Origin of the sequence: Microbacterium capsulatum (genome assembly GCF_030865425.1) — a bacterium.
GTDB lineage: Bacteria > Actinomycetota > Actinomycetes > Actinomycetales > Microbacteriaceae > Microbacterium > Microbacterium capsulatum.
Window position 1 is genome coordinate 256,483 of the sequence record NZ_JAVFCB010000002.1, and the last position, 26,078, is coordinate 282,560.

A 26,078-nucleotide genomic window follows, 5' to 3' on the forward strand; every position below is an offset into this window, starting at 1 on the left:
ACGTTCATGGACGCGCGTGTGGCGATCACAGGCGGAGCCCGTGGGATCGGGTTGGCGCTCGCGAAGCATTTCGCCGCGCGCGGAGCGGTCGTCACGATCATCGACATCGACGGTGACGAGGCGCGCCGGCGTGCGGCAGATCTGGATCGTGCGATCGGCATCGAGCTCGACGTGTCGCGCACCGATGCGACCATGCGGTTCTTCCAGGAGACGGCCGAGCCGTTCGACGTCGTGATCGCGAATGCCGGCGTCTCCCTCCCGCGTACGCCGGCCGTCGACCTGACCGAACCCCAGTGGGACTGGCTGATCGATCACAACCTCAAGGGTGTCTTCAACACGATCAGCTCAGCCGCCGTGCGGATGCGGTCGGAGAAGCACGGGGGCCGCATCATCGCGACAGCGTCCGTCGCCTCCGTCGTCGCAGAGCCGGGCTTCGCCGCCTACGCTGCGGCCAAGTGGGGCGTGCTCGGCTTGGTGAAGGCCATGGCCATGGAACTGGTCGAGGACGGCATCCTCGTCAACGCGGTCTGTCCGGGTGACGTCCGCACGCGCTTTCTCGACGAGACGGCGCCGCCGTCGGCCAGCAGCGGGCCACTCGGCCGGCCAGCGGATGTCAGCGAGATCGTCGGCATCTACGACCTTCTCGCCGGCCCCGCCGGCAGCTATCTCGTGGGGGAAGCGATCGTCGTCGACGGTGGTCTTTCGCTGACGGCGCTGGCATGACCAAATCGATCCCACCTATTGCTTCATCACTGATGATGAAGTACATTTCGAGAGTCATCTAGTCGCGAACCGGTCCGGGAACCCGATCCCGGGGTGGTCCGAGCTCAACGAGGAGAACGATGTCCACGTCCAATATCTCGACGCCGGCGGGGAGCCTGCAGCGTCGGTACCTGAAGCTTGCCGAGTCGATCGATCGGATTCCCATCGGTCGCACTCACCGGGTGGTGATCCTCCTCGTCGCCGCCGGAATGTTCTTCGACATCCTGGAATCGAACGGGCTCGGCGCATCGGGCCCGTCCATCATCGCGACGTTCGGCATCACCAAGCCAGAGTTCGCTCTCATCAGCTCGGCAACGTACGTCGGTCTCGCGATCGGCGCCTACTTGGCCGGGTGGATCGCCGACCGGCGCGGACGCAAGTTCTCGCTCGTGCTGAATCTGCTGATCTACACGATCGGCGGCGTCGCGTGCGCTCTCGCCCCGAGCTACAGCTTCCTGATGGGCGCTCGATTCGTCGTCGGACTCGGGCTCGGTGGCGAGCTCGCCGTGGGTATCGCACTGGTCAGCGAGATCATGCCCACGCGGCGTCGCGCCAGCGCGGTCGCATCGCTGAACGCCTTCGCGGGCGGCCTCGGCAACCTTGTCGCTCCCGCGTACGCGTGGCTCATCCTCGTCGGATTCGGAACGGTGTTCGGTGGCGTCACCGAGAGCTGGCGCTGGCTCTTCGGCCTGCTGCTGATCCCGGCGTTCCTCGTCGTCTTCATCCGGCGCGGGATGCCCGAGTCCCCGCGCTACCTCCTGGCGCGCGGAGACGTCAACGGCGCCAACCGCAGCCTGGCCTCTCTCGCCCGGGGCAGTGTCCCGAACGACGAGATCTTCCTGACCGACCTGAACGAATCCGTCATCCAGGACGTTCAGGCGGAGCGGTCGCGACTCGTCGAGATCTTCCAGCTCCCGCTTCTCCGCCGCACGCTCACCGCCAGCGGCGCCTACTTCATGGTCGTCGGCGCCCAGATGTCGCTCGTGACCCTCATGCCCACCTTCCTCGTGGCGCGCGGGTCTACGCTCGGTCAGAGCCTGGTGTACACCCTGATCATGCAGACCGGAAGCTTTGCCGGCGCGCTCGCGGCCATGTACACCCAGCGCTGGCGCCGGCGTCGGGTGCTCGTCGTCGCCGCGATCCTCGGCTGCATCGTCGGCGTGGGATTCGGCCTCTCGGCCGGCAGCGACACCGCTGTTCTCATCCTGGGTTCGCTCTTCCAGTTCTTCGTGCTGCTCGCCACCACCACGATCTGGTCCTGGGCACCGGAGCTGTTCCCGACGCGCGTGCGTGGATTCGGTGTCTCGTTCGTCAAGGGAACCGGGGGTGTGGGTATCATCGCCATCCCGCCGCTGATCGCGGTCGTCTTCGGCGCAGGCGGGCTCGGAGCCGTGTTCCTCGTCATGGCCGCCATGTTCGCGTGTATCGCCGTGTTCGGCGCTCTCGGTGTCGAGACCAAGGGGGCGACTCTCGAGGACGTCAACGAGGCGCGCAGCGAGATCGATGCGATCTGAGTAGAACGCTGCCCGCCGCATTGGCGCGGCGAGCGGCGATGAGGCCTCCGCTTCGATGATGTCCCCACGTCGAAGCGGAGGCCTTTCGCTTACCCGCGGACTGATCCTCCGTCGGATGGCGACCTATGCATCGTGGTCGAGAGCCTGGTAGTCGGTCGCCGATTGGAGGAAGTGCGAGAGGTGCTCACCGGTCAGGCGTGACGCGCGCTCGGCGTCCCGAGCCGCCATGGCCTTCGCTATCTCGATGTGCTCTTCCGCCTGCCGCCGGATGGAATCCGAGCGAAGGGAGACTTCTTCGCCGCTACGCAGTCGCTGCGCGTTCGTGGGATCGAGCAGCATCGCGGCAACCGACACGAGCACAGGATTGTGTGAGGCCGTCGCGATCGACATGTGGAACTGGCTCGAGCCGAGGGCTGTCGGAACCTCGCCGCGGTCAACGGTTCGCAGATCTTCGATCGCGCCCGCGAGAATCGTCGCGAGCTCCTCGTCGGTCGCCGCGACGGCGGCAAGCCCCGCGGCTTCGGCTTCCAGCCCGCGCCGCACTTGAAGCACTGCGATGAGGTCTTCCAATTCGGCGGCGCGAATCGCTTCTGCGACATTGGCGCCGTGTTCGTGCAGCGACATCGACCGCTGCAGTTCGTCCAGGCGCTGGCGGCCTTGAGAGGTGATCGTCCGACCCTGTTTCGTCCCGGCTGTCGCGATGAGTCCGGCGGCCTGCAACGCGTGAAGGTATCGACCAGCGGTAGCCTCCGCGACCGGAATCTCCTGGGCGCGCAAGGCATTGGCCAGCCTCTGCGACCCGACAGGGCCTTCGGCCTCGGACAGGAAGGAGAGCACCGCCAGTTCGACGTTGCCCGGCGGTGTACTCATGGGACCAGGATAGTTGGATGACTCCGGCCGACCTTGCATCCGTCAGCCAAGGTCGAACGCGCTCATCACGTGCGGAGATCGACCAGCAGGTCGGCCGGGCGACGTCCCAGCAGCCACGGACAACCCGAGCGGGTATCCCCAGCTCGCCGGGCCTCCAGAATCGCGGCGCCGCGGGCCGCACGGGACTGGCGCCGGCTTCGACTCCTGTGGAGCAGCGCTATCGTCCCAGCGCGGCCAGGTGCTCCCGGATTCCGCGGAAGTGCTCGTTGAGGCGTTCTGCGGCCAGGCGCTTGTCGCCGACTCTGAGCGCGTCGAGAATGAGGCGGTGCGCGTGAGCGTTCTCCGTCAGGCTGTGCGATTCGATGCCGGCGTCTTCGTGAATCTGCCGGTAGACGTTCCAGAACACCTCGAGGAGGCTCGAGAGAAGATCGTTGTGCAGCGGCACGTAGAGCAGATGGTGGAAGTTCTGATCTTCGTCGATGAAGTGCTTTCCCTGAGCGGCGAGCTCTTCCATGGCGACGACCTGTCGTTCCAGGGCCTCGAGGTTGTGCGTGGTGATGGCATCGATCGCCTGTCCGATCAACCCCGACTCGAGCGCTTGGCGCACATCGACCAGTTCGAGTGCTTCCGCGCCGCCGTGCCGAAGAGAGAGGCGTCCGCGGAAGGCGAGGCTTGCTCCGAGCGCGGCGAAGCTTGTCTCGGCGACGAAGGTCCCGAGTCCATGCCGGATCTCGACGACACCGAGGGCCTGAAGCACCTTGAGCGCCTCTCGCACCGTATTGCGCCCCACGCCGAGCGCCGCGCACAGCTCGTTCTCCGTCGGCATCGGATCGCCCACGTCGAGATTGCGCTCCAGGATCAGATCCATGATGTCGTTCTGCAAGGTGCGCAGGCGCTCCTGCGCACCGTATCGGGCCGCCCTCGGCGTCATCAGGTCATTGCTCACTTCGTCGCCCCCGTGCTCCTTCTTCGCCCAATGTAATAGGTCGTGCGTCGCGAATCGCGCAATAGCACGCCTCGGTGACGGCAAGGCTCGCTCGTGCATCCTTCAGGGTGTATTTCGGCGCACCCCCGGCGGACAGAGCGCCGATCAGCTCGTCCAGGTAGCGGGTGACGGCGACGACCGAGCTCGCCCCGCTCACCGGTCGGGCCGTCTGCAGCCCGTCTGTTCGATACACCGCGATCGCGGGCTTGTCGTCGTCCGCCACGGCATGGCCGTGCGAGCCGAGCACCCGCACGGACGAGGAGACCGGTCCGTGCCCGGGCGCCGCGGCGGCGCGGGCCAGGGTGACCGTCGCCGTGACGCCGTTCTCCAGCAGCAGCGAAACGACAGCGGAGTCCTCCACGCCCGCGTCCCGGTGCGGCTGCTGGAACAGCGTCGCCGCCTCGGCATACACCTCCACCACCTCGAGACCGGTGAGGAATCGGATGTAGTCGACCGGGTAGAGGAGGAAGTTCAGCAGCTCGCCGCCGCCGGACAGCTCCGGATCCGTGACCAGCTCCGGCCGCTCCACGGACGTGGAGAAGTGCGCGCCGGACGCGAACCACTCCACGTCGACGTGCAGCGGCAGGCCGAGGTGCCCCGCGTCGATCCAGCCGCGCAGCCGCTCGACGGCAGGGGAGCGGAGCCGATTGACGACGCACGCGACGGCACCGGAGCGCTCCTGAGCGGCCAGGATCCGGTCCGCCTCGGCCACGTTCACCGCGACCGGCTTGTCGATCAGCACGTCGATGCCGGCGTCCAGCGCCGTGATCGCGAGTGCGGCGTGCCGAGTCGGCTCGCTGCACGCGACCACGAGGTCGCACACGCCGGGGGCGAGCAGCTCGGCGACGGACATCAGCGGCAGCCCGTGCTGTCCGGCGAACCGACGCGAGTCCGACTGGATCCACTCCGCGGCGTCGGATTCTTCGGCGACGCCGACGACGGTCGTCCGAGGGTCGGCCAGGAAGGTCGGAAAGTACGACTCGGCATGGCGCACCGCCGAGAGAAAGCCCACCCGGATCATGCGATCTCCTCCTCGCGCAGATCGACCGGCCGCCCGGTGTCCAATGAGCGCTGCGCGGCGATCGCCGCCGCCAGCGCGGAGCGCACCTGGTCGGTCCGCACGATGGGCTCGGCCCGGCCCTCCACCACGTCGATCCAGTGCGCGAGCTGACGGCCCATCGCGTTCTCCACGGAGGGCAGCGGGACCCCGGCCCCGGCCGAGTGCAGCACGGGGTCGTCATCGGTCGAGTGCGATACGGTGCCCTCGGTGCCGGCGACCACGATCCGACGGAACATGTCGCGCGGCTGGGCCAGAGAGTACGAGATCTCCAGCGTCGCCAGGGAGTCGTCGTCGAAGCGCACGATGAGCTGGAACGAGTCGTGCACGGGCATCCCCGCCGCGAAGCTGGGGAACGACCGCGCGAACACCCGCACCGGCGTGCGGCCCAGCAGCCACGACGCGACGTCGAGCAGGTGGGTGCCGTTGTGCACCGGGTGCCCTCCGGAGCGATCCCGGTCCAGCTGCCAGCCGCGCCAGCCGCCCGGCCACACGTAGCCGGTGTACCAGCTGACGTGAGCGAGCCGGGGGCGGCCGATCGCACCGTCCGCGATCGCAGCGGCGAGCGCGGCGACGGCGGGCTGGAAACGCACGGTCTGACCCACCATGAGCGTGCGCCCCGAGCCCTCGGTCGCCGCGATCATGCGGTCCAGGTCGGCCAGCGACAGCGCGGCCGGCTTCTCCACGTGCACGTGTTTGCCCGCAGTGCCGGCGGCGACCGTGAACGCGGCGTGCGCCGGGGTGGCGTTGCACACGTCCACCGCGACGACGCTCGGATCGGCCAGGATCCGCTCGTAGTCGACGGTCGCGACGGCCCCAGGGGCGAGGGCGGCTAGGCGCTCCGCCCGCGCCAGGTCGGAGCCGTGCACATACGCGATCTCCACGCCGGGCAGGGCGGCGAGCGCGCGCACGTGGTCTCCGGCGATCACCCCGGATCCGGCGATGGCGACGCGGGTCACTGTCGCCCCTCCGCCGCGACCGCGTTCGCGCGCAAGGCGGTGCGGGCAGCGGTGGCCGGATGTTCGGTGAGGACGGTCGACGATCCCTGCACGGCCGCAGCGATCTCGTCGAGCTCGCAGGTCACGGCGGTGCGCATCCACAACGGGCCGGGTCCGCCCGTGTTGTACGCCTGCGCGGCCTGCGCGGCCTCGCGCAGCGAATCGTTCGATGCGTCGTCGTCGAACACGCCGGTCACGTCGACGACCGCGCCGTCGACGAAGCGGGTGACGGTGCCGGCGCGGAAGTCGGCCTCGACGCTCGCGTCGGTGCCGGAGATCCGGAACCACCACTCGGCCCGATGTGCGGACGTCGAGATGCTGTGACGGCCGAGCGCGCCGTCCGCGGTCCGCAGCACCGTCTCGGTGACGCTGTCCACGATGTGCGCGCCGTGCGCCAACGGCGCCCCGGACACGCCGACCACGCCGACCACGCTCGCGGGCTCGCCCAGCGCCCACACGACGAGGTCGAGCTCGTGGATCTCGTGCAGCAGCTCGCCGCCGCTGCGACTCCGATCCAGCTTCCACCAGTCGCCCGGGTCGGCCGGGACGTGCACGAGCCTGCGGCGGGCACCGGCGGCCTCGATCAGGGTGCCGAGCGCGCCGCCGCGCGCCTGCGCGACCATGCGTCGCACCCCGGGGAACGCGCGCATCACGTGTCCGACGACGAGCCGGCCGGGGGCGTCCTCGGCGGCGGCGAGGATCGCGTCGATCGAGTCGGCGTCGATGCCGAGCGGCTTCTCCACGAACACGTGCTTCCCGGCCCGAAGACCCGCGATCGCGGGGTCGGCGTGCAGATGGTTCGGCGTGGCGACGACGACGAGATCCACGTCATCGGCCGCGGCCAGCGCCTCGGCACCGCCGTGCACCCGGGCGCCGAGAGCGGTGGCGAGGCGTTCGGCCGCCTCGGGTACGGCGTCGGCGACCGCGGTCACCGAGAACGCGCCGTGCTCGTCGCAGGCACGGGCGATCATCGCTCCGAAGAAGCCGGCGCCCACCACGCCGACGCGGATCGATCCGTTCATGCGGCACCCCCGACCACGACAGGGCGGCCGGCGTCCAGCGGGTGATAGCACCGTGCCGTGTGCAGCGGCAGCTCGCCGAACCGGGTCACCGGCGGCATCTCGGTCGCGCACTGCTCGGTCGCCTTCCAGCACCGGGTGCGGAACGGGCAGCCGGACGGCGGACGCACCGCCGACGGTACGGGACCCTCGAGGGTGATCGGCTCGATCTGCTCGACCAGGCTCGGCGTCGCCGACAGGAGCGCCTCGGTGTACGGGTGGCGCACCTGGGCGGGGACCGCCGTCGCGGGCGACTCCTCGACGATGCGGCCGAGATACATCGTGACGATGCGGTCGCTCATCCGGCGCACGGTCTGGATGTCGTGCGAGATGAACACCATGGCCAGATCGAACTCGGCCTTCAGCTCCAGCAGCAGGTTCAGGATCTGGGCGCGCACCGACACGTCGAGCGCGCTCGTCGGCTCGTCGGCGATCAGCACCGAGGGACGCAGCGCGAGCGCGCGCGCGATCGCGACGCGCTGACGCTGACCGCCGGACAGCTGCGCGGGCAGGGCGTCGGCGGCGCTGGAAGGCAGGCCGACGAGATCCATGAGCTCGGCGACACGCGCCGTGCGCGCCCTCGCGTCGCCGACGCCGTGCACGGTAAGCGGGTCGCGAAGGATGTTCTTCACCGGCATGCGGCGGTTCAGAGCCGTGGAGGGATCCTGGAACACCATGCCGACGTTGCGGCCGAACTGCGTGCGTCGGTCGCGAGTCGACATCGCCCACAGTGAGGAGCCGTGGAACAGCACCTCCCCGGAGGTGGGGCGCTGCAGCCCGACGATCGTCTTCGCGAGCGTGGACTTCCCGCAGCCCGACTCGCCGACCACGCCGACGGTCTCGCCGGCGCTCAGGACGAGGTCGGCGCCCGTGAGCGCGTACACGGTGTCCTTCGTGAACAGCTGGGCTCCGTTGATCCGATGCTGCACGTGCACGTCGCGCAGCTCGAGGATGGGCGAGGTCATGCCGGTACCTCCATTCCTTGCCGCGCGACGTCGCGCGCGGGGTGATGACAGGCGACCTCGTGCACGAGCGGCGTGCCGAGCAGAACCGGATCCTGCTGCCGGCAGAGGGCGGTGGCCGCGGGGCAGCGGTCCGAGAACCGGCAGCCGACCGGGAAGGCCGCCGGGGACGGCACGACGCCCTTGATCTGGGTGAGCTGGGCGTCACCCGACTCGAGCGAGAGCACCGCGGAGAGGAGTCCCCGCGTGTAGTGGTGGGCGGGGGCTCCGACGACATCGGCGATTCCGCCGGTCTCGGCGACCTCGCCGCCGTACATCACGACGACGCGATCGACGATGTCCGACACCAGGGCCAGGTCGTGCGAGACGAGGATGAGGGCGAAGCCCAGCTCCTCCTTGAGGCTCAGCAGGAGCTTCATCACCTGGGCCTGCACGGTGACGTCCAGCGCCGTCGTCGGCTCGTCGGCCACGATCAGCTTCGGGTCCCGGGAGAGGGCCATCGCGATGAGCACGCGCTGGCGCTGACCGCCGGAGAGCTCGTGCGGATAGGCGTTCAGCGTGCGACCGGGGTCGAGGTTCACGAGCTCGAGCAGTTCGGCGGGCGTGCGCCGGCCGCCGCGACGGGTGAGCTGGGTGAGCTGCTGCTTGATCGTCATGGCCGGGTTCAGCGAGCTGAGCGCGTCCTGGTAGATCATCGACATCCCGCGGCCCATCAGCGCACGGCGATCCTTCGATCGCATTCCGACCAGCTCGGCGCCGTCGAACACCATGCTGCCGCCGATCTGCGCGCCGCGCGGCTCCAGGCCCATCACGGCGAGACTCGTGAGCGACTTGCCGCACCCGGACTCGCCGATCAGCCCGAGCACCTCGCCGGGGCGCACCTCGAACGAGACGCCGTTGACGACGTTGACGCCGTTGTGCCGATCGGGGAAGGAGATCGTGAGGTCGGCCAGGGTCAGCACCGGTTCGACATCCGCGATCGGGCGGATACGGCGCCGGATGCGCGCCCCCGCCTCGCGAAGCCCGGCGATCGCGGGCACGGCGTCGGTGCCGCGGTCGATGTCCTCCGCCTCGGCGGTGACGGCCTGGGATGCGGCCTTCGACGCCTTCGCGGACGGCGCGGCGATCGCGTCGGTGAGGCCCTCGGCCAGCACGTTCAGGCAGAGCACGGTGGCGAAGATCACCAGGCCGGGGAACAGGGTGGCCCACCAGCCTCCGGTGAGCAGCAGGTTCTTCCCGTCGGAGATCACGCTTCCCCAGGACGGGTTCGGCGGCTGCACGCCGGCGCCGATGAAGGACAGTGACGCCTCGAACACGATCGCGTCGGCGACCATGACCGTGCAGAACACCAGTACCGGCGCCGCGATGTTCACGGCGACGTGGCGCGTGACGATGAAGAACCGCTTCGCCCCGATGATGTGCTCGGCGGCGATGTAGTCCTCGCCGTACTGCGCCTGCACGTTGGCGCGCACGATCCGGGCGATCGAGGGCATGTACAGGAAGGCGATCGCGAGGATCAGCACCTGAACGTCCCGGCCGAACACCGCGACCAGCACGGCTGCGAGGGCGATACCGGGGAAGGCCATGATGACGTCGAGGACCCGCATGACGGTCTCGTCGATGACACGGCGGCTGGTCGCGGCGAACGCGCCGACCACCGCTCCGGAGAGGAGGGCGAGCGCCGTGGCACCGAGGCCGATCGCCAGGGACCACCGACCGCCGTAGAGCAGACGGGCGAGGATGTCGCGACCTTGGCTGTCCAGACCGAGCAGGTGCGCGGCGGTCGGGGCCTTGTCCGCGGCGACCGTCTGCATGTTCGGGTCGTAGGCGGACAGCAGCGGCGCGAGGATCACGGCGAGGACGATGACGGCCAGCGCGGCGACCGCGATCCAGGCGCCGAGGGTGAGCCGGCCGAAGCGGAGGCCGGGCCGGGAGAGCTTCTGGGAGAGGTTCTTTCGCATCAGTGGTTCGTTCGCAGTCTCGGGTTGGCGAGCAGGGAGAGGATGTCGACGATCAGGTTGATCACGACGAATCCGAGGGCGATGGTGAGCACCGCGCCCTGCACGATCGCCGGCTCGTTGTTCTTGACGGCCTCGATCATGAGCTGTCCCATACCGGGGAGGTTGAACATCTGCTCGATGACGACGGCGCCTCCGAGGAGGTAGCCGATCCGCAAGCCGAGCACGTTCAGCGGGTTGATCAGCGCGTTGCGCATCACGTTGCGTCCGACGACCACGATCGGCGGCAGGCCGCCGCCGCGGGCGGTGCGCACGTAGTCGCGGTCGAGCTCCTCCACCATCGAGGTGCGCACGATGCGGGTCATCTGCGCCGCCAGCGGCAGGGCGAGGGCGAGGGCGGGCAGGGTCATCGTCAGCAGCCAGCCGTACACGGAGTCGGCGGGGTTGACGTACCGGGAGGAGGGGAAGATCGGGACGGTGATGGAGAACCACTGCACGAGCAGCAGGGCCACCCAGAACGACGGGGCCGCAACGCCGCCGAGGGTCAGGATCCGGATGGTCTGGTCGGGCCAGCGGTCACGGAAGACGGCGGAGATCGTGCCGAGGGTGAACGCGATGATCACGGCGATGATGAGGCCGAGGAAGGTCAGCTGGAGCGTCAGCGGCAACGCCGTCGAGATCAGGGTCGTGACGTCCTGCCCGGTCGCCAGGCTCTTGCCGAGGTGGCCGGTGACGATCTGGCCGAGAAAGGCGAAGTACTTGACGATGAAGGGCTGGTTCAGGCCGTGCTCCTCGCGGAACCGCGCGAGCTGGTCGGGGCTCAGCGGGGCGTCCGCGAAGACGGCGACGGCGGGGTCCGTGGAGGAGAACTGCATCACGGTGAAGACGAACAGCACGATCCCGAGCAGAAGAGGGATCAGCGTCAGCAGTCGCCTGCCGATCATTCTGAGAACGACGGTCACGGGGGATTCCTATCAGATCGTGTGTGGCCGGGGCGCCGGGCGGGACGCCCCGGCCGGAGACGCTCAGCCCTTGAGCTTGGCGTCCATCATGTAGACGCCGGGGATGTTGAGCGGCTTGATCCCGTTCAGCTTCTTGCCGTCCCATGCGGTGAACAGCTGCATGTGCATGACGGGGTAGATGACGCCCTGATCCGCGATCGCGTTCAGCGCGTTCTTCATGTCGGCGTCGGTCGTCTTCTGCGAGTCCGACTGCTCGGCGGCGGTGAGCTGGGCGTCGAGCGCGGCGTATTCGGGGCTCTGACCCCACTTGTTCCACTTCATGAACGTGTTCGCGTTGGAATAGAACCAGCGCACGTTCAGGTCGGCGTCGGTCCCGAACTGGTTCGGGTTGCCGGAGAACGTCAGCACGTCGGCGGGGTCGCCCTGCGCGACCTTCGTGTTGAAGGTGGCCGTCTCGACGACGTCGAGGTTGGCGGTCACGCCGATCGCCGCCCAGTCCTGCTTGATCGCGTTGACGGCGATCGTGGTCCAGGAGATGTTAGTCGACAGCAGCGTCAGGTTGAGGTTGGAGACGCCGGCCTCCTGCAGGAGCTTCTTGGCCTGGGTCGGGTTGTAGTCGTATTGCGTGCTCGCCTTGGAGTAGTACGGGCTCGACTCCTGGAGGAAGCTCGAAGCGGGAGAACCCTTGCCGGCGATCGCCACCGAGATGAGCTTCTTCGAGTCGATGGCCATGCGCAGCGCCTGGCGGACGCGCTTGTCGTTGAACGGCGCCTTGCTGGTGTTGAACGCGAGGCCCAGCATGTTCATGCTGTCCGCACCCTGGACCGTGAGCCCCTTGCCCTGCAGTGCGGAGACGGTGTCCTGCGGGATGTTGTCCGAGATCTGGACACCGGAGACTCCCGAGGTGAGCAGGCTGGTGCGGGCCGCCGCGTCCACGGACACGTTCCACTGCATCGAGTCGACCTTCGGGTGCAGCGGGCCGTTGTAGTCCTTGTTCAGGACGAACGAGGTGAACGAGGTGGGCTCGGTCGCCTTGATCTCGAACGGACCGGATCCGAGCTGGTTCTTCGCGTCGGCGTAGAAGTCGTCGGCCTTGCCGTCGAAGACGTGCTGCGGCATGATCTTCAGGATCGAGAAGCGGTCCAGCGCGTACGGGAACGCGTTCTTGAGGTCGATCTTGACCGTGTTGGCGTCCACTTTGACGGCGTCCTTGAGCCAGCTCGAGAAGAAAGCCGTGGTGATGACGGGCTTCTGCGGGTTGAGCACGCGGTTCACGGAGAACACGACGTCGTCGGCGGTGACGGGCTTGCCGTCGCTCCACTTCGCGCCGGAGCGGAGCTTGACCGTCCACGTCAGCGCCTTCGTGTCCTTCGGCATCTCGGCGGCGAGGGCCGCATAGGGCTTGCGGTCGACGGGGGAGGAATCCCACAGCGCCTCGTAGATGTGGTTCTCCGCGGACATCGCGAAGGCGGAACCCGTGTTCAGCGGATCCCAGGAGCTGTTGTTGTTGTAACCGATCGCGACGTCGACGTGGCCCTTCGCCACATCCTGACCGACGGACGTGCTGGACTGCGGGCCGGAGCACGCCGTCACCAGGCCGACGGTGACGACCGCTGCCACGAGGCCGGTGAAGCGGGTGAGCGTGCGCGCTCGGGAATGGAGCAACTTCGTTGTTTCCACTGCTGTTCCTTTCGGGAAAGGGTGCCGGAGGGACGGAGGCGAATGCCCAACATAGGACGTCCCACCTCTCGAAAACAAGAACGTAGATCACCGGGACCGATCCGTCAATAGTGATCGGGGCGGCCTCCGAAAAGCCTCATTGACGCACTCTCCAGGTTTTGCCATACTGCTCAAGTCGGTAGGACATCCCACGTCCTATAACCCGGGATTCCGAAGGAGAATCGTGACGAACGCCAGCATCGACCGCTACCAGGGCATCATTCCGCCCGTGCTCACCCCGCGGACCGCCGATGGGCGGATCGACGTCGAATCGCTGCGCCGCGTCACCGCCCATCTCGTCGACGGCGGTGTCGACGGGCTCTTCGTGCTGGGATCCTCCGGCGAGGTCCCGTACCTGACCACCGGGGAGCGCGACCTCGTCGTCACGACGGTCATCGACGAGGCCGCAGGGCGGGTTCCCGTGCTCGCCGGCGCCAACGAGCAGACCACCGCGCGCGTCGTCGCCGAGGCGGAACGGCTGCACGGCCTCGGCATCGACGCCCTCGTCGTGACGACGCCGTACTACGCGTTGTCCAATCAGGCCGAGGTCGCCGAGCACTTCCGCACCGTGCGGTCGCGCGTCGACCTGCCGCTGTTCGCATACGACGTGCCGGTGCGCACGCACCTGAAGCTGAGCTCCGCCGTGATCCGCGAGCTCGCCGAGGACGGCGTCATCGCAGGCCTCAAGGACTCCTCCGGTGATGATGTCGCGTTCCGTCTGACCACCCTGGCCACCGCCGACCTGCCCGAGTTCCGCGTCTTCACCGGGCACGAGGTCGTCGTCGACGGCGCCCTGCTCGGGGGTGCCGATGGCGCCGTCCCTGGCCTGGCCAACGTCGATCCCGCGGGCTACGCCCGGCTGTTCGCCGCCGCCGTCGCCGGCGATTGGGAGGCGGCCCGGCGCGAGCAGGATCGCCTCGCGCGCCTGTTCCGGATCGTCGAGGTCGTCGATCCGCAGGTTTCGGCCGGCGCGGCGGGTCTCGGCGCGTTCAAGACCGCGCTGCAGCTGCTCGGCGTGATCGAGAGCAACCGCATGAGCGCGCCCATGCGATCTCTCGGCGGGGTCGACGCCGACCGCATCCGCGGGATCCTCGACGAAGCCGGCCTGTGATGGTGGCGCCCGTCGGCTACGGCATCGTCGGCGCCGGCTACCTCGGAAAGGCGCTGGCACGCGGCCTCGCCGCGCAGCCCGGGGCGCGGATCTCGGCGGTCTTCGACCCGGCGAACGCGCAGACCGTCGCCCTCGAGTTCGGCGCCCGTATCGAGCCGACGCTCGAAGCGCTGCTCGCCGCGGATGATGTCGACGCCGTCGTCGTCGCGTCGCCGAACGGACTGCACCACGCCCAGGTGGTCGCCGCCGCCCAGGCCGGCAAGCACGTGTTCTGCGAGAAGCCGGTCGCGCTGTCGTATCGCGACGCGGACGAGATGATCCGCGTCTGCGAGGCGGCCGGCGCAGTCTTCTTCGCAGGCCATGTCACCACCTACATGGCGGGGGTGCGGCGCGCGAAGGAGGCGATCGCGGAGGGTCTGCTCGGCGAACTCACCTTCGTCCGCGCCGTCCGCACCACCTGGGAGGGACACGGCGGCGGGTACAGCTGGAAGAAGCAGACGGCGATGTCCGGCGGCCACCTCTACCACCACATCCACGAGCTGGATCTGGTGCAGTCGCTGCTGGGTCCCGCGACCCGCGCCACGATGGTCGGCGGCAACGTCGCCCACCATCGTGCGGGCGACGGCGACGAGGCCGACATGATGGCCATGCTTCTCGAGTTCGACGGCGCGCGGTTCGCCGCCCTCGAGTACGGATCCGCGTTCCACTGGCCGGAGCATCACGTCCTGATCCAGGGCACCGAGGGCGCCATCCGCCTGGGTTTCCAGGGGGACGGTTGCACGCTGCGGACGCAGGGTCGCGTCGAGCAGTTCCTGCTGCACCGCTCCGTCGAGGAGGAGGAGAGCCGCGCGGCGTTCTACCGGGCCGGCGACGAGGACGCGTCGAGCCTGTTCGGCACACCGGACACCGATGTGCCGCTGTGGCTGGCCGGCATCCTCGACGAGGAGACCGAGAGCTTCCACCGGCTCATCGTGACCGGACAGCTCGACGACGAGTTCGCGGCACTCGCCGACGGCAGCGCGGCCCGCTCCGCGCTCGCCACCGCCGACGCGCTCACGCTGTCGATGCGCGAGCACCGCACCGTCGATGTCGCGGAGGTGTCCGGCGGCCATGTCGTCCGCTGACGAGCGGCCGCTCGCGGTCGGCATCGACATCGGCGGCACCAAGACCGCCGCCGGCCTCGTCACGATGCGCGGCGAGGTGCGCCGCCGCGCCGAGGTCCCGACGCCGGCGGCGGACGGCGCCGAGGCCGTGCTGGCGACGGCGGCCCGCCTCGCCGCGGAGCTCGTCGACGGCTCCGCGGATCCCGTCTCCGCGATCGGGATCGGCGCCGCGGGCGTGATCGATCCGCGGCGGCGGCTCGTGCTGTCGGCCACCGATACGCTCCCCGGCTGGTCCGGGATGCGCGTCGGGGATCGCGTTGAGACTGCCCTCGGCCTGCCCGTCGCCGTCGACAACGACGTGCGCGCGCACGCTGTCGGCGAGGCGCGGTTCGGCGCCGGACGCGGCCTCTCCTCGGCGCTCGTGATCGCGGCCGGCACCGGTGTCGGCGGGGCGCTGGTGCTCGACGGGCATCCGCAGCAGGGCGCCACGGGCATCGCCGGGCACTTCGGCCACATCCCCAGCGTCGAGGCGCAGGGGCTGCCCTGCACCTGCGGGCGCAGCGGCCATCTCGAGGTCATCGCCTCGGGTCCTGCCGTGCTCGCCGCCTACCGGCGAGCCGGGGGCGGGGGAGAGGCTGGCGACACCCGAGCCGTGTTCGAACTCGCCGAGGGCGGCGACCCCGCCGCACTCGCCGCCATCCGCACCGCCGGCCGCGCGCTCGGCGGCGCGATCGGCGGGCTCGTGAACGCCTTGGACCCGGAGGTGGTCATCGTCACGGGCGGTCTGTCGCACACATCCGCCCTGTGGTGGGGCCCGCTGCGGGACGGATTCGGCGAAGAGGCGATCGATCTCGTCCGATCCTGTCCGCTCACCCCGGCCGCCCTCGGCGCCGATGCCGCGATCATCGGAGCCGCCGCCCTCGCGTTCGACCTCGTTGCGGAGCGCATGCGGTCCGGGATCCCCTCGTCGGCAGGATCCGCGGATCGGGGGATCCTGCCCGACCCGCGTTCGCGCAACCTTGGAGGTTCTGCATGACACTGCCCTCGCCACTCGACGCACTCGCCGGGGGGCTTGTCGTCTCCTGCCAGGCCTACCCCGGCGAGCCGATGCGCAACCCTGAGACCATGGCGCAGGTCGCGCAGTCGGCGCGGATCGGGGGCGCCGTCGGGATTCGGGCCCAGGGTCTCGCGGATATCGCCCTCATCCGCGAACGCGTCGACCTGCCGTTGATCGGGCTCTGGAAGGCCGGCGACGCCGACGTGTTCATCACGCCGACCCTGCGCCACGCGATGAGTGTGCACGCGGCGGGTGCGGACATTGTCGCACTCGATGGAACACGCCGAGCGCGCCCCGACGGGCTGAGCCTCGCCGAGACGATCAGACGGCTCAAAGCCGAGACCGGGGCGATCGTCATGGCCGACGCGGGATCGCTCGACGATGCACTCGCCGCGATCGATGCCGGCGCCGACTGCGTCGGCACCACGCTGGCCGGATACACGCCGGATCGGCCGAGATCGCCGGGGCCCGATCTCGAACTGATCGGGTGGATGGCCGATGCGCTCGAGATTCCCGTGATCGCCGAAGGCCGAATCCATACCCCGGCGCACGCAGCAGAAGCCATTGCCGCAGGCGCGTTCGCGGTCGTGGTCGGCACCGCGATCACGCACCCCGCGTCCGTCACCCGGTGGTTCGTCGATGCGGTGCACGGATGAGCCTGATCGTCGGCGCCTACGCAGCATCGGCCGCTCACGCGCGCTGGAATCCGGCCGCCGAGCAGGAGTTCTTCGAAGGGCTCGAGACGCTCCCCGATGTACGCGGTCTGGAGCTTCCGTGGATCGGCTCTGCGCATCCGCACGACGACGACTGGCTGTACTCGCACTTCCCTCGCAGGTTCGATGCCGTGCTGACGAGTGTTCCGGGCGTCATGGTCCGCCTGCGCGATGAACCGCGATTCGGACTCGCGTCGACGGATCACGGGGGTCGGGCCGCAGCGGTTCGCGAGGCGCTCGCGATGCGCGACGCGGTTCACCGGCTCAACGATGCATGCGGGCGCGCCGCCGTGATCGGAATCGAATTGGTGAGCGCACCCACCGCAGGCCCCTCGGCAATCGGCTCTGCAGACGCGCTTCGCTCGTCCCTTCTCGAACTCGTCGAAGCGGGAGGATGGGACGAAGCCCTGCTCCTGATCGAGCACTGTGACGCCGCCGTAGCCGATCACCCCGCCGAGAAGGGCTTCCTGTCGGTCGAGGACGAACTCACCGCCCTCGCGGACCTGCCGATGAGCGTCGGCATGTCCGTCAACTGGGGCCGTTCAGCGATCGAACTGAGGGATCCCGATTCGGTCGCCGCCCAGATCGCCCGTGTCGCCGCGAGCGACAGGCTCTGCTCCCTGATGCTGTCAGGCACGTCCGCCGAGGTCACAGCTTTCGGATCGGACTGGGCGGACGCGCATCACCCGTTCGCGCCGATCGCCGGGTCGTCGGACGCGAAAGCATTTCCCCTGGGCGAGCCGACATCGCTGTTGACGCTCGATCGACTACGGGCGGCGCTGACAGCGGCCGGACCGACACGCTGGAAGGGATTCAAGTTCGGGTGGGCCGATTCCGTGGCGCCCGTCGCCCGGCGAATCGACATGATCTCCGCTGCTGCGGAACTCATCGCCGCAGAAATGGCCTTGTCGGTTCACCGGGCCTAGACCGGTTCTGGACGACATCTCGGGTCCCTCGACGAGGGCGGCGCAGTGAAGTCCTGGGCTGGAGGCGCGTCAGAGCGCCTCTTTCGCCTCGTGCCGCAGTGCGAGCAGGGAGATCAGGTCGTATCCGACGTGGGAGGCGGCGACGCCGGTGATCTCGGCGTGGTCGTACGGCGGGGCGACTTCGACGACGTCCGCGCCGATGAGGTTGAGGCCGCGGAACCCGCGGAGGATCTCGAGCAGTTCCCGGCTGGTCATGCCGCCGGCCTCTGGCGTGCCGGTGCCAGGCGCGTGGGCGGGGTCGAGGACGTCGATGTCGATGGAGATGTAGAGCGGCCGATCGCCGATGCGATCGCGCAGCCTGTGGACCACCTCGTTCACGCCCTGGTGGTACACGTCCGCGCTGGTGACGATGCCGAAGCCGAACCGGCGGTCGTCCTCGAGATCGCGCTTGCCGTACAGCGGCCCGCGGGTGCCGACGTGGCTGAGCGCCTCGGTGTCGATGATCCCTTCCTCGAACGCGCGACGGAACGGGGTGCCGTGCGTGTACTCCGCGCCGAAGTACGTGTCCCAGGTGTCCAGGTGCGCGTCGAAATGCAGGAGCGCGACCGGCCCGTGCCTCTTCGCCGCGGCGCGCAGCAGGGGGAGGGCGATGGTGTGGTCGCCGCCGAGGGTGACCAGACGCGCTCCGTCGGCGGTCAGGTCGAGCGCGGCCTGCTCGATCGTCTCGATCGCCTCTCGGATGTCGAACGGGTTCACGGCGATGTCCCCGGCATCCGCGACCTGCGCGACGGCGAAGGGCGACACGTCGAGAGCAGGGTTGTAGGGGCGCAGAAGCCGCGAAGCCTCCCGGACGTGGTTGGGCCCGAACCGCGCCCCCGAGCGATAGGACACGCCGCTGTCGAAGGGCACACCGGCCACGACGATGTCGGCGTGTCCCACCTGCTCGAGCAGCGGCAGGCGGGCGAAGCCGTCACGCCCGGCGAACCGGGGCGTGCGCGAACTGTCGACGGGTCCGATCGGTCCAGTCATGGGATGCTCCTCACTTCGGCGGCGGCCGCCGAATCGTCCACCTGCGGGTACTCTGCGCGATCACATGTCGAGATGACCGAGGAACTCGCCGGTGTAGGGGCAGAGGTAGGCGACCGTGTCGGTGATGCGGACGGTGAAGTCGGTGCCGCCGGGGACCTCGAACTGCTCGCCTTCGCCATACGTGGTCCATTCGCCCTGACCGGCGGGCTGCTGCACGTCCCAGCTGCCGCGAACGAGCAGCATCCACTCCTTCACCGGGGCCTCGAACGTCCACTCGCCGGGCTCCATGACCCCGACCGTGAAGTTGCCCTGCTCGTTCGTGAACTCGAGGCTGCGCACCTGGCCCTCGAAGTATTCGTTCTGTCCGATCATCGGATAAGCCCTTTCGGTCTGTTGATTCCGCCATGGGCGGCAGTGGTGAGCCTAGGGAGGCGAGCGCAGACAGTGAATCTCCGGCAGGGACACTTCTGATCGATGATTTTCGCCCTGGCGGAGATATCCGACTGCCGTTCCTGGCCTGCTCGTTGGTACGCTCGCCGGCATGACCACGGACTCGCCGCCCGACGACGGCACCTCGACACTCGTGCAATCACTGGAACTCCAGGTCGCCCTCACCTCGATCGTGGCGCGCGGCGGCGGGATCGATCAGCTGCTGCACGGCTGGCAGGCCCGCACCGGGGAGGCCATCGCCGCTTTCCACCGCCTCGGGAGGCCCGTCGGCCGCAGCGACGGCTTCTCGGTGGAACTGCTCGACCGGGTCGCCGCCGTGCTCGCCACCGCGAGAGCACCGCGGATCGGCGAGGTGCTGACTCTGAGCGATCCGAGCCTGGAGATCACCCCGTTCGCCGGCAACGATGTCATCCGCGGCTTCCTCGCCCGGGTGCCGACCGGCGGGCGCTCCTCGGAGCTCGCCGCCCCGACGATGAGCTCGATGCTCGCGCTCGAGTACGAGCGCTACTGGTATCTGGACGAACCGGCCCGGCGGCTGCGCGCCACGCATCTGAGCCGCGTGCTCTCGTCGAGCGACGGCGGCGGCACCCGCGCCCTTCTGCGGAGCATCGGCGTCGACTTCACCGAACTGCGCGGGCTCGTCATCGAAGCCCGGAACGAGACGCACGCAGAGGTGCTCATCGACGATCTCGTGGCGATGCTCGGCACGCCGCTCATCCGCCAGCACGAGCGCATGGTGGAGTGCCTCGTCGGCTCCGACCCGCGCAGCGTCCTCGCGGACTACGGGTTGACCGTCCCCCTCGGCCTCGGCACCGCGTACGCGCCGCAACATGCTGCGCGGAGCATGCGGCAGGCGCACCTCGCCCTGGATACCAGCCGTAGGCTCGGCACTCCGATCGAGTACCTCGACGGCGCAGCTCACGAGTTCTTGATCCGCGTCGCACCGCCCGAGTATCTCGAGGCGTTCGCCGATGCGACACTCTCGTCGATCGAGTCCGTCCGCGGCGGCGAGACGCTCCTGCGCACCCTCAGCACCTGGTTCGTCGAACGACGCTCGGTCGACGCGGCGGCGGAGCGGATGGGCGTGCACCGGCACACCGTCCGCAACCGTCTGCAACGGATCGTGCAGCTGACGGGCCATGACCTCGACGGCATCGACGCGCAGACCGAGCTCTGGCTCGCCCTCAAGGCGCGCGGCGTCCAAGAGCGCGACTGAATGGACGCTACGTATAACTTGGGTTGCTGACTTTGGACTCTGTGGCCATTCTTGATCGGGAGCCTTGTTGGGAGCATGTGCATCGAACCCTTCAGCGTCCCGACTGAAGAGGCACACTCGATGAGGAGCACCCGATGTCCACAACCGCACCCCCCTTCTCCACCGAGCAGCAGAATCGGGCGGTGCTGCGCCGGGTCCTGATCGCCGGTGGGCTCGGAACGCTGCTCGAGTACTTCGACTACGCGAGCTACAGCTACTTCGCCACCACCATCGCCATGGTGTTCTTCCCCAGCGAGGACCGCACCGTCGCCCTGCTCAGCACCTTCGCCGTCTTCGCGCTCTCCTTCCTCGTGCGCCCGATCGGCGCCCTCGTCTGGGGGTCGCTCGGAGACCGGGTGGGACGGAAGGCGATCCTCGCGACGACGATCATCATCATGTCCGGATCCACGTTCCTCATCGGCTTCATCCCCGCCTACACGGTCATCGGGGTCGCGGCGCCCATCCTGCTGCTCCTGCTGCGGATGACGCAGAGCTTCTCCGCCTCCGGCGAGTACGCGGGAGCGGGGACCTTCATCGCGGAGTACGCGCCCGCGCGGCGGCGCGGTCTGCTGACGAGCGTCGTCACGGTCGCATCCGCGGCGGGGTTCCTCGTCGCGTCCCTGATGGCCACGGTCTTCTATGCCACGATGTCGACGGCGTTCATCCAGTCGTGGGGCTGGCGGATCCCGTTCCTCATCGCCGGTCCGATCGGCCTTCTCGGGCTGTGGCTGCGGAACCGGCTCGAGGACACCCCGCAGTTCCGGCACGTGCAGGAGCTCGAGAAGGAGCGGCGCGACCTCGATGCCCGCGCTCGCGCCGCGATGTCGCGCCACACCCGCCGGGCCGAGGCCATCCGCAGCATCCCCGCGATGATCAGGATGCTGCTCGTCATGGCCCTGAACGCCGGCGCCTACTACCTGCTGCTCAGCTACACGCCGACGTTCCTCATCGAGCAGGCGCACATGAGCGAAGCCGACTCGAACCTCGTGGTCACGATCGCGCTCGTCGTCTACCTCGCCCTGATCCCGATCGCCGCGATCTTCTCCGATCGGATCGGCCGCAAGCGGACGCTGCTGATCTCGAGCATCGCGTTCATCGTCCTGTCCTACCCGATCATGTCGCTGTTCGCCGCCGGCGGCGTCGTACTCGCCACCGCCGTGCTCATCGTCTCGCTCATCTTCTTCGCCATGAACGACGCCGTCTTCCCCTCCTTCTTCACTGAGATGTTCGGCACCCGATCGCGCTACCTCGGATTCGCCCTGCCGTTCAACGTCGGCGCCCTCCTGTTCGGCGGTGTCGCCCCCTACATCGGCACCTGGCTCATCTCCAAGACCGGCAACCCGAGCTCGCCGGCGTTCTTCCTGATCCTCGTCGCAGTCCTCTCGCTCATCGGACTGCTCATGAGCAAGGAGACCGCCCGCACCGAACTCGTCGATGTGCAGAGCGAGGTCGGAACCCGGCCGATCCCCACTCTGTGACAAACCCTCCCGTCCGGCCCCGCTCCCGGAGCCGGACGGGAGTCGACGCCGTCTGCGCGACGTCAGGACTCGAGAACTGCCGCGACGTCGGCGAGTTCTATCCTGGTCACATGGGCACTCCACGGGAGTGGGCACGGCTGCGGGAGTCCGAACCCGAGCAGCGTGACGACGAAGACCTCTGGGCCACCGGGTACGGAGTCATGGGCGTGCCGTTCGGCAGCGGGCACGTGCTTGCGCTGCGCCGTTGGACGGCGTCGTCCGCAGGGATCCCGTTCACATCGATCTGGCATCGCACTCCCGACGGTCGTTGGCGCTTCTACGAATCCACGGACAGTACTGTGGCCTGCTCGCGCTGGTTCGCGACGAGCAGTGACACTCCGATCCCTGCGCAGATCGACATCGCGTGGCTCGATGACTGGACCCTGCAGGTGCGCAGCGTGGAGGTCGACTGGACGGTGCGCCTCGCCGCCACCCCTGTCACCCGGGCGATGAGCGTCGTCGCCGGGAATCTGCCGGACCGGATGTGGCACTCGCGGGCGACGCTCACCGCCATGCAGACGATGGCGACCGCAGCCATGGGCGTCGGCACGGTGGGCCTCCTGGGACGCACGCCGAGCGGGGGCGAGTTCGATGCGAGTCCGCAAAGGGTGTGGCGCGTCGCGGACTCTCATGCGCTGATCGACGGCGCGGATGCGGGCGTCCCGCATCCGCTGCCTGTTCAGGCCGCCGTCGGCGACTTCGCCATCCCGCAGCGCGGCATCTTCGCGATCGGCGGGATCGCGCTACGCCCAGCGGAGCGGAGAGGCGACTGAATCGGATTCCTGCGCCACCGGCGGTGCCGGTCAGGCCCGGGGTTGCGGCGTCGTGTCGGCCGACGGCGCCGCCGGCGCTGCGCGCCGTACCCACCCGCGACGGTGCGTGAGCAGGATCATCACGCCGCCGAGGATGAGGAACGCCGCCGCGATCGCGCCGATGTACATCATCGGCGTCGCGTAGCCGCCCGGCCCGTTCGGGTCGAGGAAGAAGTAGGGGTACCAGTAGGGCGTTGACGCGTCCGGCGCGGGAACGAGCGGCCCGCGGATCATCGTGTAGGCGGCCCAGAGCAGCGGGATGCCGACGATCGCCACCAGGGAGAGCCAGCCCAGCCGGCGCCTCCGCGGCGCGAACAGCACGTCGACGACGACGTAGGCGAGCAGTGCGACGTGCAGCACCTCGAGGGACCAGCGGTCGAGGAAGGTGACCCACCACGGGTCGGGCGTGGCGAGATCGAGCGGGAGGCTGCGCAGCAGCGCGTTGTAGACGACGCCGAGGATGATCATCGCCGTGCTCGTGGTGGCGAGCGCGATCGCCAGCGGCGCGGACTCGACGCCGTCCGCTGTCGCGAGGGGCCCGTTCCGCCGTGCGGCGATCAGGAAGGTGACGATCGTCGCGATCGTGCTCACGATCGTGAAGAAGCTGAAGTAGTTCTCCACGACGAGCACCATGTCCTGCGACATCCGAACCCCTCGCGCGATGTTCACGACCCCGCCCGTGATGACGCCGGTGATGGCGAGGCAGGACGCGATGATCCGCAGAATCCTCCACGACGACTGATTCATGGCAGGTTCCTTCTTCCGCCCGGATGGCCGTCGATCCGCTCGACCTCGGCTACACACACTCTCGTGCATCACCCGCGCGAAAGCAGGGACTTCGTGCGACCGATCCTCGGATCAGGTGCGGGATCCGCCCTCCTTCCGCATCGCTCACGCCCGTGTGCGCCCGCTCGATCCCCAACGGTGGTGCATCCCGGTGAGGAGCGCCTCCAGGCCGATCTCGAACAGCAGGTCGCGCGGACGCCGGCCCCTCTCCGCCACCGTCGCGGCGAACGCGGCGGTCGTGCGGGCGAGCAGAGGGGAGCGCTCCGGATCCTTCGGGCGGTACACGTCGTCGGGGGACTCCGAGTCGGCCACGGCGCCGAAGATGTACGTCTCCAGGACGCTCATCGCGGCGATGATGCTCTCGTCGGGCCACCCCGCCGCGGAGAAACCCGTCACGACACGCTGATACATCAGCGTCGTATACGGCGTGTGCGCCAGGGGGACCGCGACGATCAGCGGGACGAGCTCGGGCCGTTCGCGGAGACGCTCCAGGTAGCTCCACGCCCACTTCGAGAGCGCGTCGCGCAGCGGCAGGATCCCGAAGCCCGTCGTGTCGAGCGTGGCCGCGAACCGTTCCTGCAGCAGGGCGAGGACCGCGTCCCGCGAGGCGACGTGGTTGTACAGCGCGCTCGGCGTGACGGCCAGGCGGCGCGCGAGTGCGCGCATCGTGAGTCCGCGCAGACCCGACGTGCGGATCTGGGCGAACGCCGCATCGGCGATCAGGTCACGGTTCAGGATCTGCTCCCGGGGACGTCCCGGTGCGCGGCGGACGGGCGGCGGGACGCCCAGTGCGGATGCGCGTGGTGGGGGCACGGAGAGCCTTCTCGAAAATGTACGGATGATGGGAGGCGACGATCGTTTCAACACGATATTCCGGGTGGTAAATGTACGCAAGCGGCAAATCCATGGTTCGGGCGCCGCGCTCTGCCTAGCATCCAGGGAGCCATCAGCGTCGATTCGGTCCGGTCCTCCGGCCACCTGGTGTGCGCAGTCGCGCCCGCGACTCGGAGTGAGAGGAAGACCATGACCGCGATTCAGCCTGCCCCCGGTGCCGTCGAGCAGACACCGGCCGGACCCGGGGTCGAGACGCTCGAGCGGGACGTCGTCGTGATCGGCGCCGGGATCTCGGGTCTCGTCGCGGCGCGTCGTCTGGTCCAGGCCAGGCACTCCGTGGCGGTGCTCGAGGCCAGGGACCGGGTCGGCGGGCGCACCTGGTCGCAGACGATCGACGGCTCGTTCTTCGAGATCGGCGGCCAGTGGATCTCGGCGGAGCAGTCGGCGCTCAAGGCGCTGCTCGCCGAGCTCGGCAAGGAGACCTTCTCCCGCTACCGCGAGGGGAACTCCGTCTACGTCACGCCGGACGGGGAGCGGCACGAGTTCGTCGGCGACTTCCCGGTGGCCCCGGCCACGCTCGCCGAGATCGGGCGCCTCGTCGACGAGCTCGACGAGCTCGCCGCCCAGATGGACGTGGACGCGCCGTGGGAGCACCCCGACGCCGCGGAGCTCGACCGGATCGCGTTCGACGGCTGGCTCGCCGCGCACTCGGACGACGACCAGGCGCGGCGCATCGTCGAGCACTACATCGCCGCGGGCATGCTCACCAAGCCCGCTCACGCGTTCTCGGTGCTGCAGGCGCTGCTGATGATCGCGTCGGCGGAGAACTTCGAGAACCTCATCGACGAGGGCCTGCTGCTCGACGAGCGGGTCGTGGGAGGCATGCAGTCGGTCTCCGAGCAGATCGCCGCCGAGCTCGGCGCGCACGTCGTGCGCCTGAATGCTCCGGTGCGCTCGCTGCATCGGAGCGCGACGGACGACGGGGCCCCGGGGGAGGTGCTCGCCGTGAGCGACACCGTGCAGGTGCGGGCGCGGTACGCGGTGGTGGCGGTTCCGCCGAACCTGTACGCGCGGATCGACCACGTCCCCGAGCTGCCGCGGGAGAAGCAGGTGGCGCATCAGCACGTGTCGATGGGGCTCGTGATCAAGGCGCAGGCGGCCTACGAGCGCCCGTTCTGGCGCGACCACGGCCTCAGCGGGACGGGGTTCGCCTCGCACGAGCTCGTCTGCGAGGTCTACGACAACAGCTCCCCGCACGAGAGCCGCGGCACGATCGTCGGCTTCATCGCCGGTGAGGCCGCCGACCGCGCCTGGGCCCTGGAGGAGGAGGACCGTCGCGCCGCCGTCCTGGACTCGTTCGCCGCCTACTTCGGCGCGGAGGCGACCGAGCCCGTCGCCTTCTACCTGTCCGACTGGGGCAGCGAGCAGTGGACCCGCGGCGCCTACGGCGCGAGCTACGACCTCGGCGGGCTCAGCCGGTGGGGGCACCAGCAGAACCAGCCGACCGGCCCGGTGTTCTTCGCGAGCAGCGACATCCAGGGCGCCGGGTACATGCACGTCGACGGCGGTGTGCGGATCGGCACCGACACGGCGGCACGGATCGCGGACGGGCTCGCCGGCGAGGGGTGAACCCTTCGGCG

General features: G+C 69.2%; 24 protein-coding genes. 11 read left to right on the plus strand and 13 right to left on the minus strand.

Annotated elements, in window-relative coordinates; all coding sequences use genetic code 11:
- Positions 1-6: 6 nt before the first annotated feature.
- Together RBR11_RS04115 and RBR11_RS04120 are read left to right on the plus strand one after the other, a co-directional pair.
- Positions 7-723, plus strand: a complete 717-nt coding sequence (locus tag RBR11_RS04115; RefSeq protein WP_308488033.1) for an SDR family NAD(P)-dependent oxidoreductase — start codon at positions 7-9, stop codon at positions 721-723.
- A gap of 119 nt (positions 724-842) precedes the next feature.
- Positions 843-2,276, plus strand: coding sequence for an MFS transporter (locus RBR11_RS04120; protein ID WP_308488034.1), 1,434 nt, complete (start codon positions 843-845; stop codon positions 2,274-2,276).
- Positions 2,277-2,399: 123 nt separating this feature from the next.
- On the opposite strand, the gene RBR11_RS04125 is transcribed toward RBR11_RS04120, so the two are convergent.
- The 9 genes from RBR11_RS04125 to RBR11_RS04165 all read right to left on the minus strand — a co-directional run bounded on the left by RBR11_RS04125 (position 2,400) and on the right by RBR11_RS04165 (position 12,791).
- A complete protein-coding gene (locus RBR11_RS04125) occupies positions 2,400-3,146 on the minus strand; it encodes an FCD domain-containing protein (RefSeq protein ID WP_308488035.1) in 747 nt (248 codons plus the stop codon).
- Positions 3,147-3,363: 217 nt separating this feature from the next.
- Positions 3,364-4,077, minus strand: a complete 714-nt coding sequence (locus tag RBR11_RS04130) for a FadR/GntR family transcriptional regulator (RefSeq protein ID WP_419956797.1) — start codon at positions 4,075-4,077, stop codon at positions 3,364-3,366.
- Positions 4,078-4,081: 4 nt separating this feature from the next.
- Positions 4,082-5,152 carry a Gfo/Idh/MocA family protein gene (locus tag RBR11_RS04135; RefSeq protein ID WP_308488037.1) on the minus strand — a complete coding sequence of 357 codons (1,071 nt, stop codon included), beginning with the start codon at positions 5,150-5,152 and terminating at the stop codon, positions 4,082-4,084.
- Complete coding sequence (locus RBR11_RS04140; RefSeq protein ID WP_308488038.1) at positions 5,149-6,147, minus strand: Gfo/Idh/MocA family protein; 999 nt, start codon at positions 6,145-6,147, stop codon at positions 5,149-5,151. Before RBR11_RS04140 ends, RBR11_RS04135 begins: the two co-directional genes overlap by 4 nt.
- Complete coding sequence (locus tag RBR11_RS04145; RefSeq protein WP_308488039.1) at positions 6,144-7,208, minus strand: Gfo/Idh/MocA family protein; 1,065 nt, start codon at positions 7,206-7,208, stop codon at positions 6,144-6,146. The genes RBR11_RS04140 and RBR11_RS04145 overlap by 4 nt, the downstream gene beginning before the upstream one ends.
- On the minus strand, positions 7,205-8,209 hold the full coding sequence (locus RBR11_RS04150) for an oligopeptide/dipeptide ABC transporter ATP-binding protein (protein ID WP_308488040.1): 1,005 nt from the start codon (positions 8,207-8,209) through the stop codon (positions 7,205-7,207). The genes RBR11_RS04145 and RBR11_RS04150 overlap by 4 nt, the downstream gene beginning before the upstream one ends.
- Complete coding sequence (locus RBR11_RS04155) at positions 8,206-10,167, minus strand: dipeptide/oligopeptide/nickel ABC transporter permease/ATP-binding protein (protein ID WP_308488041.1); 1,962 nt, start codon at positions 10,165-10,167, stop codon at positions 8,206-8,208. Before RBR11_RS04155 ends, RBR11_RS04150 begins: the two co-directional genes overlap by 4 nt.
- Complete coding sequence (locus RBR11_RS04160; RefSeq protein WP_308488042.1) at positions 10,167-11,126, minus strand: ABC transporter permease; 960 nt, start codon at positions 11,124-11,126, stop codon at positions 10,167-10,169. The genes RBR11_RS04155 and RBR11_RS04160 overlap by 1 nt, the downstream gene beginning before the upstream one ends.
- A 63-nt stretch (positions 11,127-11,189) precedes the next feature.
- Positions 11,190-12,791 carry an ABC transporter substrate-binding protein gene (locus tag RBR11_RS04165; protein WP_308488043.1) on the minus strand — a complete coding sequence of 534 codons (1,602 nt, stop codon included), beginning with the start codon at positions 12,789-12,791 and terminating at the stop codon, positions 11,190-11,192.
- Positions 12,792-13,029: 238 nt separating this feature from the next.
- Between RBR11_RS04165 and RBR11_RS04170 the strand changes: the two genes are divergently transcribed.
- Genes RBR11_RS04170 through RBR11_RS04190 form a run of 5 tightly spaced genes read left to right on the plus strand, consistent with a single transcriptional unit; the run spans position 13,030 to position 17,755 of the window.
- Positions 13,030-13,956 carry a dihydrodipicolinate synthase family protein gene (locus tag RBR11_RS04170; protein ID WP_308488044.1) on the plus strand — a complete coding sequence of 309 codons (927 nt, stop codon included), beginning with the start codon at positions 13,030-13,032 and terminating at the stop codon, positions 13,954-13,956.
- A complete protein-coding gene (locus RBR11_RS04175; RefSeq protein ID WP_308488045.1) occupies positions 13,956-15,080 on the plus strand; it encodes a Gfo/Idh/MocA family protein in 1,125 nt (374 codons plus the stop codon). Before RBR11_RS04170 ends, RBR11_RS04175 begins: the two co-directional genes overlap by 1 nt.
- Entirely contained in the window at positions 15,067-16,095 is a 1,029-nt protein-coding gene (locus tag RBR11_RS04180; RefSeq protein WP_308488046.1) for an ROK family protein, read from the plus strand. The genes RBR11_RS04175 and RBR11_RS04180 overlap by 14 nt, the downstream gene beginning before the upstream one ends.
- Positions 16,092-16,772 carry an N-acetylmannosamine-6-phosphate 2-epimerase gene (locus RBR11_RS04185; protein ID WP_308488047.1) on the plus strand — a complete coding sequence of 227 codons (681 nt, stop codon included), beginning with the start codon at positions 16,092-16,094 and terminating at the stop codon, positions 16,770-16,772. Before RBR11_RS04180 ends, RBR11_RS04185 begins: the two co-directional genes overlap by 4 nt.
- On the plus strand, positions 16,769-17,755 hold the full coding sequence (locus RBR11_RS04190) for a DUF4862 family protein (protein ID WP_308488048.1): 987 nt from the start codon (positions 16,769-16,771) through the stop codon (positions 17,753-17,755). Before RBR11_RS04185 ends, RBR11_RS04190 begins: the two co-directional genes overlap by 4 nt.
- A 69-nt stretch (positions 17,756-17,824) precedes the next feature.
- Here the strand turns inward: RBR11_RS04190 and speB are convergent, their stop codons facing one another.
- On the minus strand, positions 17,825-18,784 hold the full coding sequence (speB, locus tag RBR11_RS04195; protein ID WP_308488049.1) for an agmatinase: 960 nt from the start codon (positions 18,782-18,784) through the stop codon (positions 17,825-17,827).
- Between the two features lie 60 nt (positions 18,785-18,844).
- Positions 18,845-19,156: a pyrimidine/purine nucleoside phosphorylase gene (ppnP, locus tag RBR11_RS04200; protein ID WP_308488050.1), complete on the minus strand. Its 312-nt coding sequence runs from the start codon at positions 19,154-19,156 to the stop codon at positions 18,845-18,847.
- Between the two features lie 169 nt (positions 19,157-19,325).
- On the opposite strand from ppnP, the gene RBR11_RS04205 reads away from it, so the two are divergent.
- The 3 genes from RBR11_RS04205 (at position 19,326) to RBR11_RS04215 (ending at position 22,779) form a co-directional block, all read left to right on the plus strand.
- On the plus strand, positions 19,326-20,450 hold the full coding sequence (locus RBR11_RS04205) for a PucR family transcriptional regulator (protein ID WP_308488051.1): 1,125 nt from the start codon (positions 19,326-19,328) through the stop codon (positions 20,448-20,450).
- Between the two features lie 134 nt (positions 20,451-20,584).
- Positions 20,585-21,967 (plus strand): MFS transporter, encoded by a 1,383-nt coding sequence (locus RBR11_RS04210; RefSeq protein ID WP_308488052.1) that lies wholly within the window; start codon positions 20,585-20,587, stop codon positions 21,965-21,967.
- 110 nt (positions 21,968-22,077) lie between these two features.
- Positions 22,078-22,779, plus strand: coding sequence for a hypothetical protein (locus RBR11_RS04215; RefSeq protein ID WP_308488053.1), 702 nt, complete (start codon positions 22,078-22,080; stop codon positions 22,777-22,779).
- Positions 22,780-22,809: 30 nt separating this feature from the next.
- Here the strand turns inward: RBR11_RS04215 and RBR11_RS04220 are convergent, their stop codons facing one another.
- Together RBR11_RS04220 and RBR11_RS04225 are read right to left on the minus strand one after the other, a co-directional pair.
- On the minus strand, positions 22,810-23,565 hold the full coding sequence (locus tag RBR11_RS04220; RefSeq protein ID WP_308488054.1) for a Pr6Pr family membrane protein: 756 nt from the start codon (positions 23,563-23,565) through the stop codon (positions 22,810-22,812).
- A gap of 144 nt (positions 23,566-23,709) precedes the next feature.
- On the minus strand, positions 23,710-24,417 hold the full coding sequence (locus RBR11_RS04225) for a TetR/AcrR family transcriptional regulator (protein WP_308488055.1): 708 nt from the start codon (positions 24,415-24,417) through the stop codon (positions 23,710-23,712).
- Between the two features lie 210 nt (positions 24,418-24,627).
- On the opposite strand from RBR11_RS04225, the gene RBR11_RS04230 reads away from it, so the two are divergent.
- Positions 24,628-26,067: a flavin monoamine oxidase family protein gene (locus tag RBR11_RS04230; protein WP_308488056.1), complete on the plus strand. Its 1,440-nt coding sequence runs from the start codon at positions 24,628-24,630 to the stop codon at positions 26,065-26,067.
- Positions 26,068-26,078: the final 11 nt, after the last annotated feature.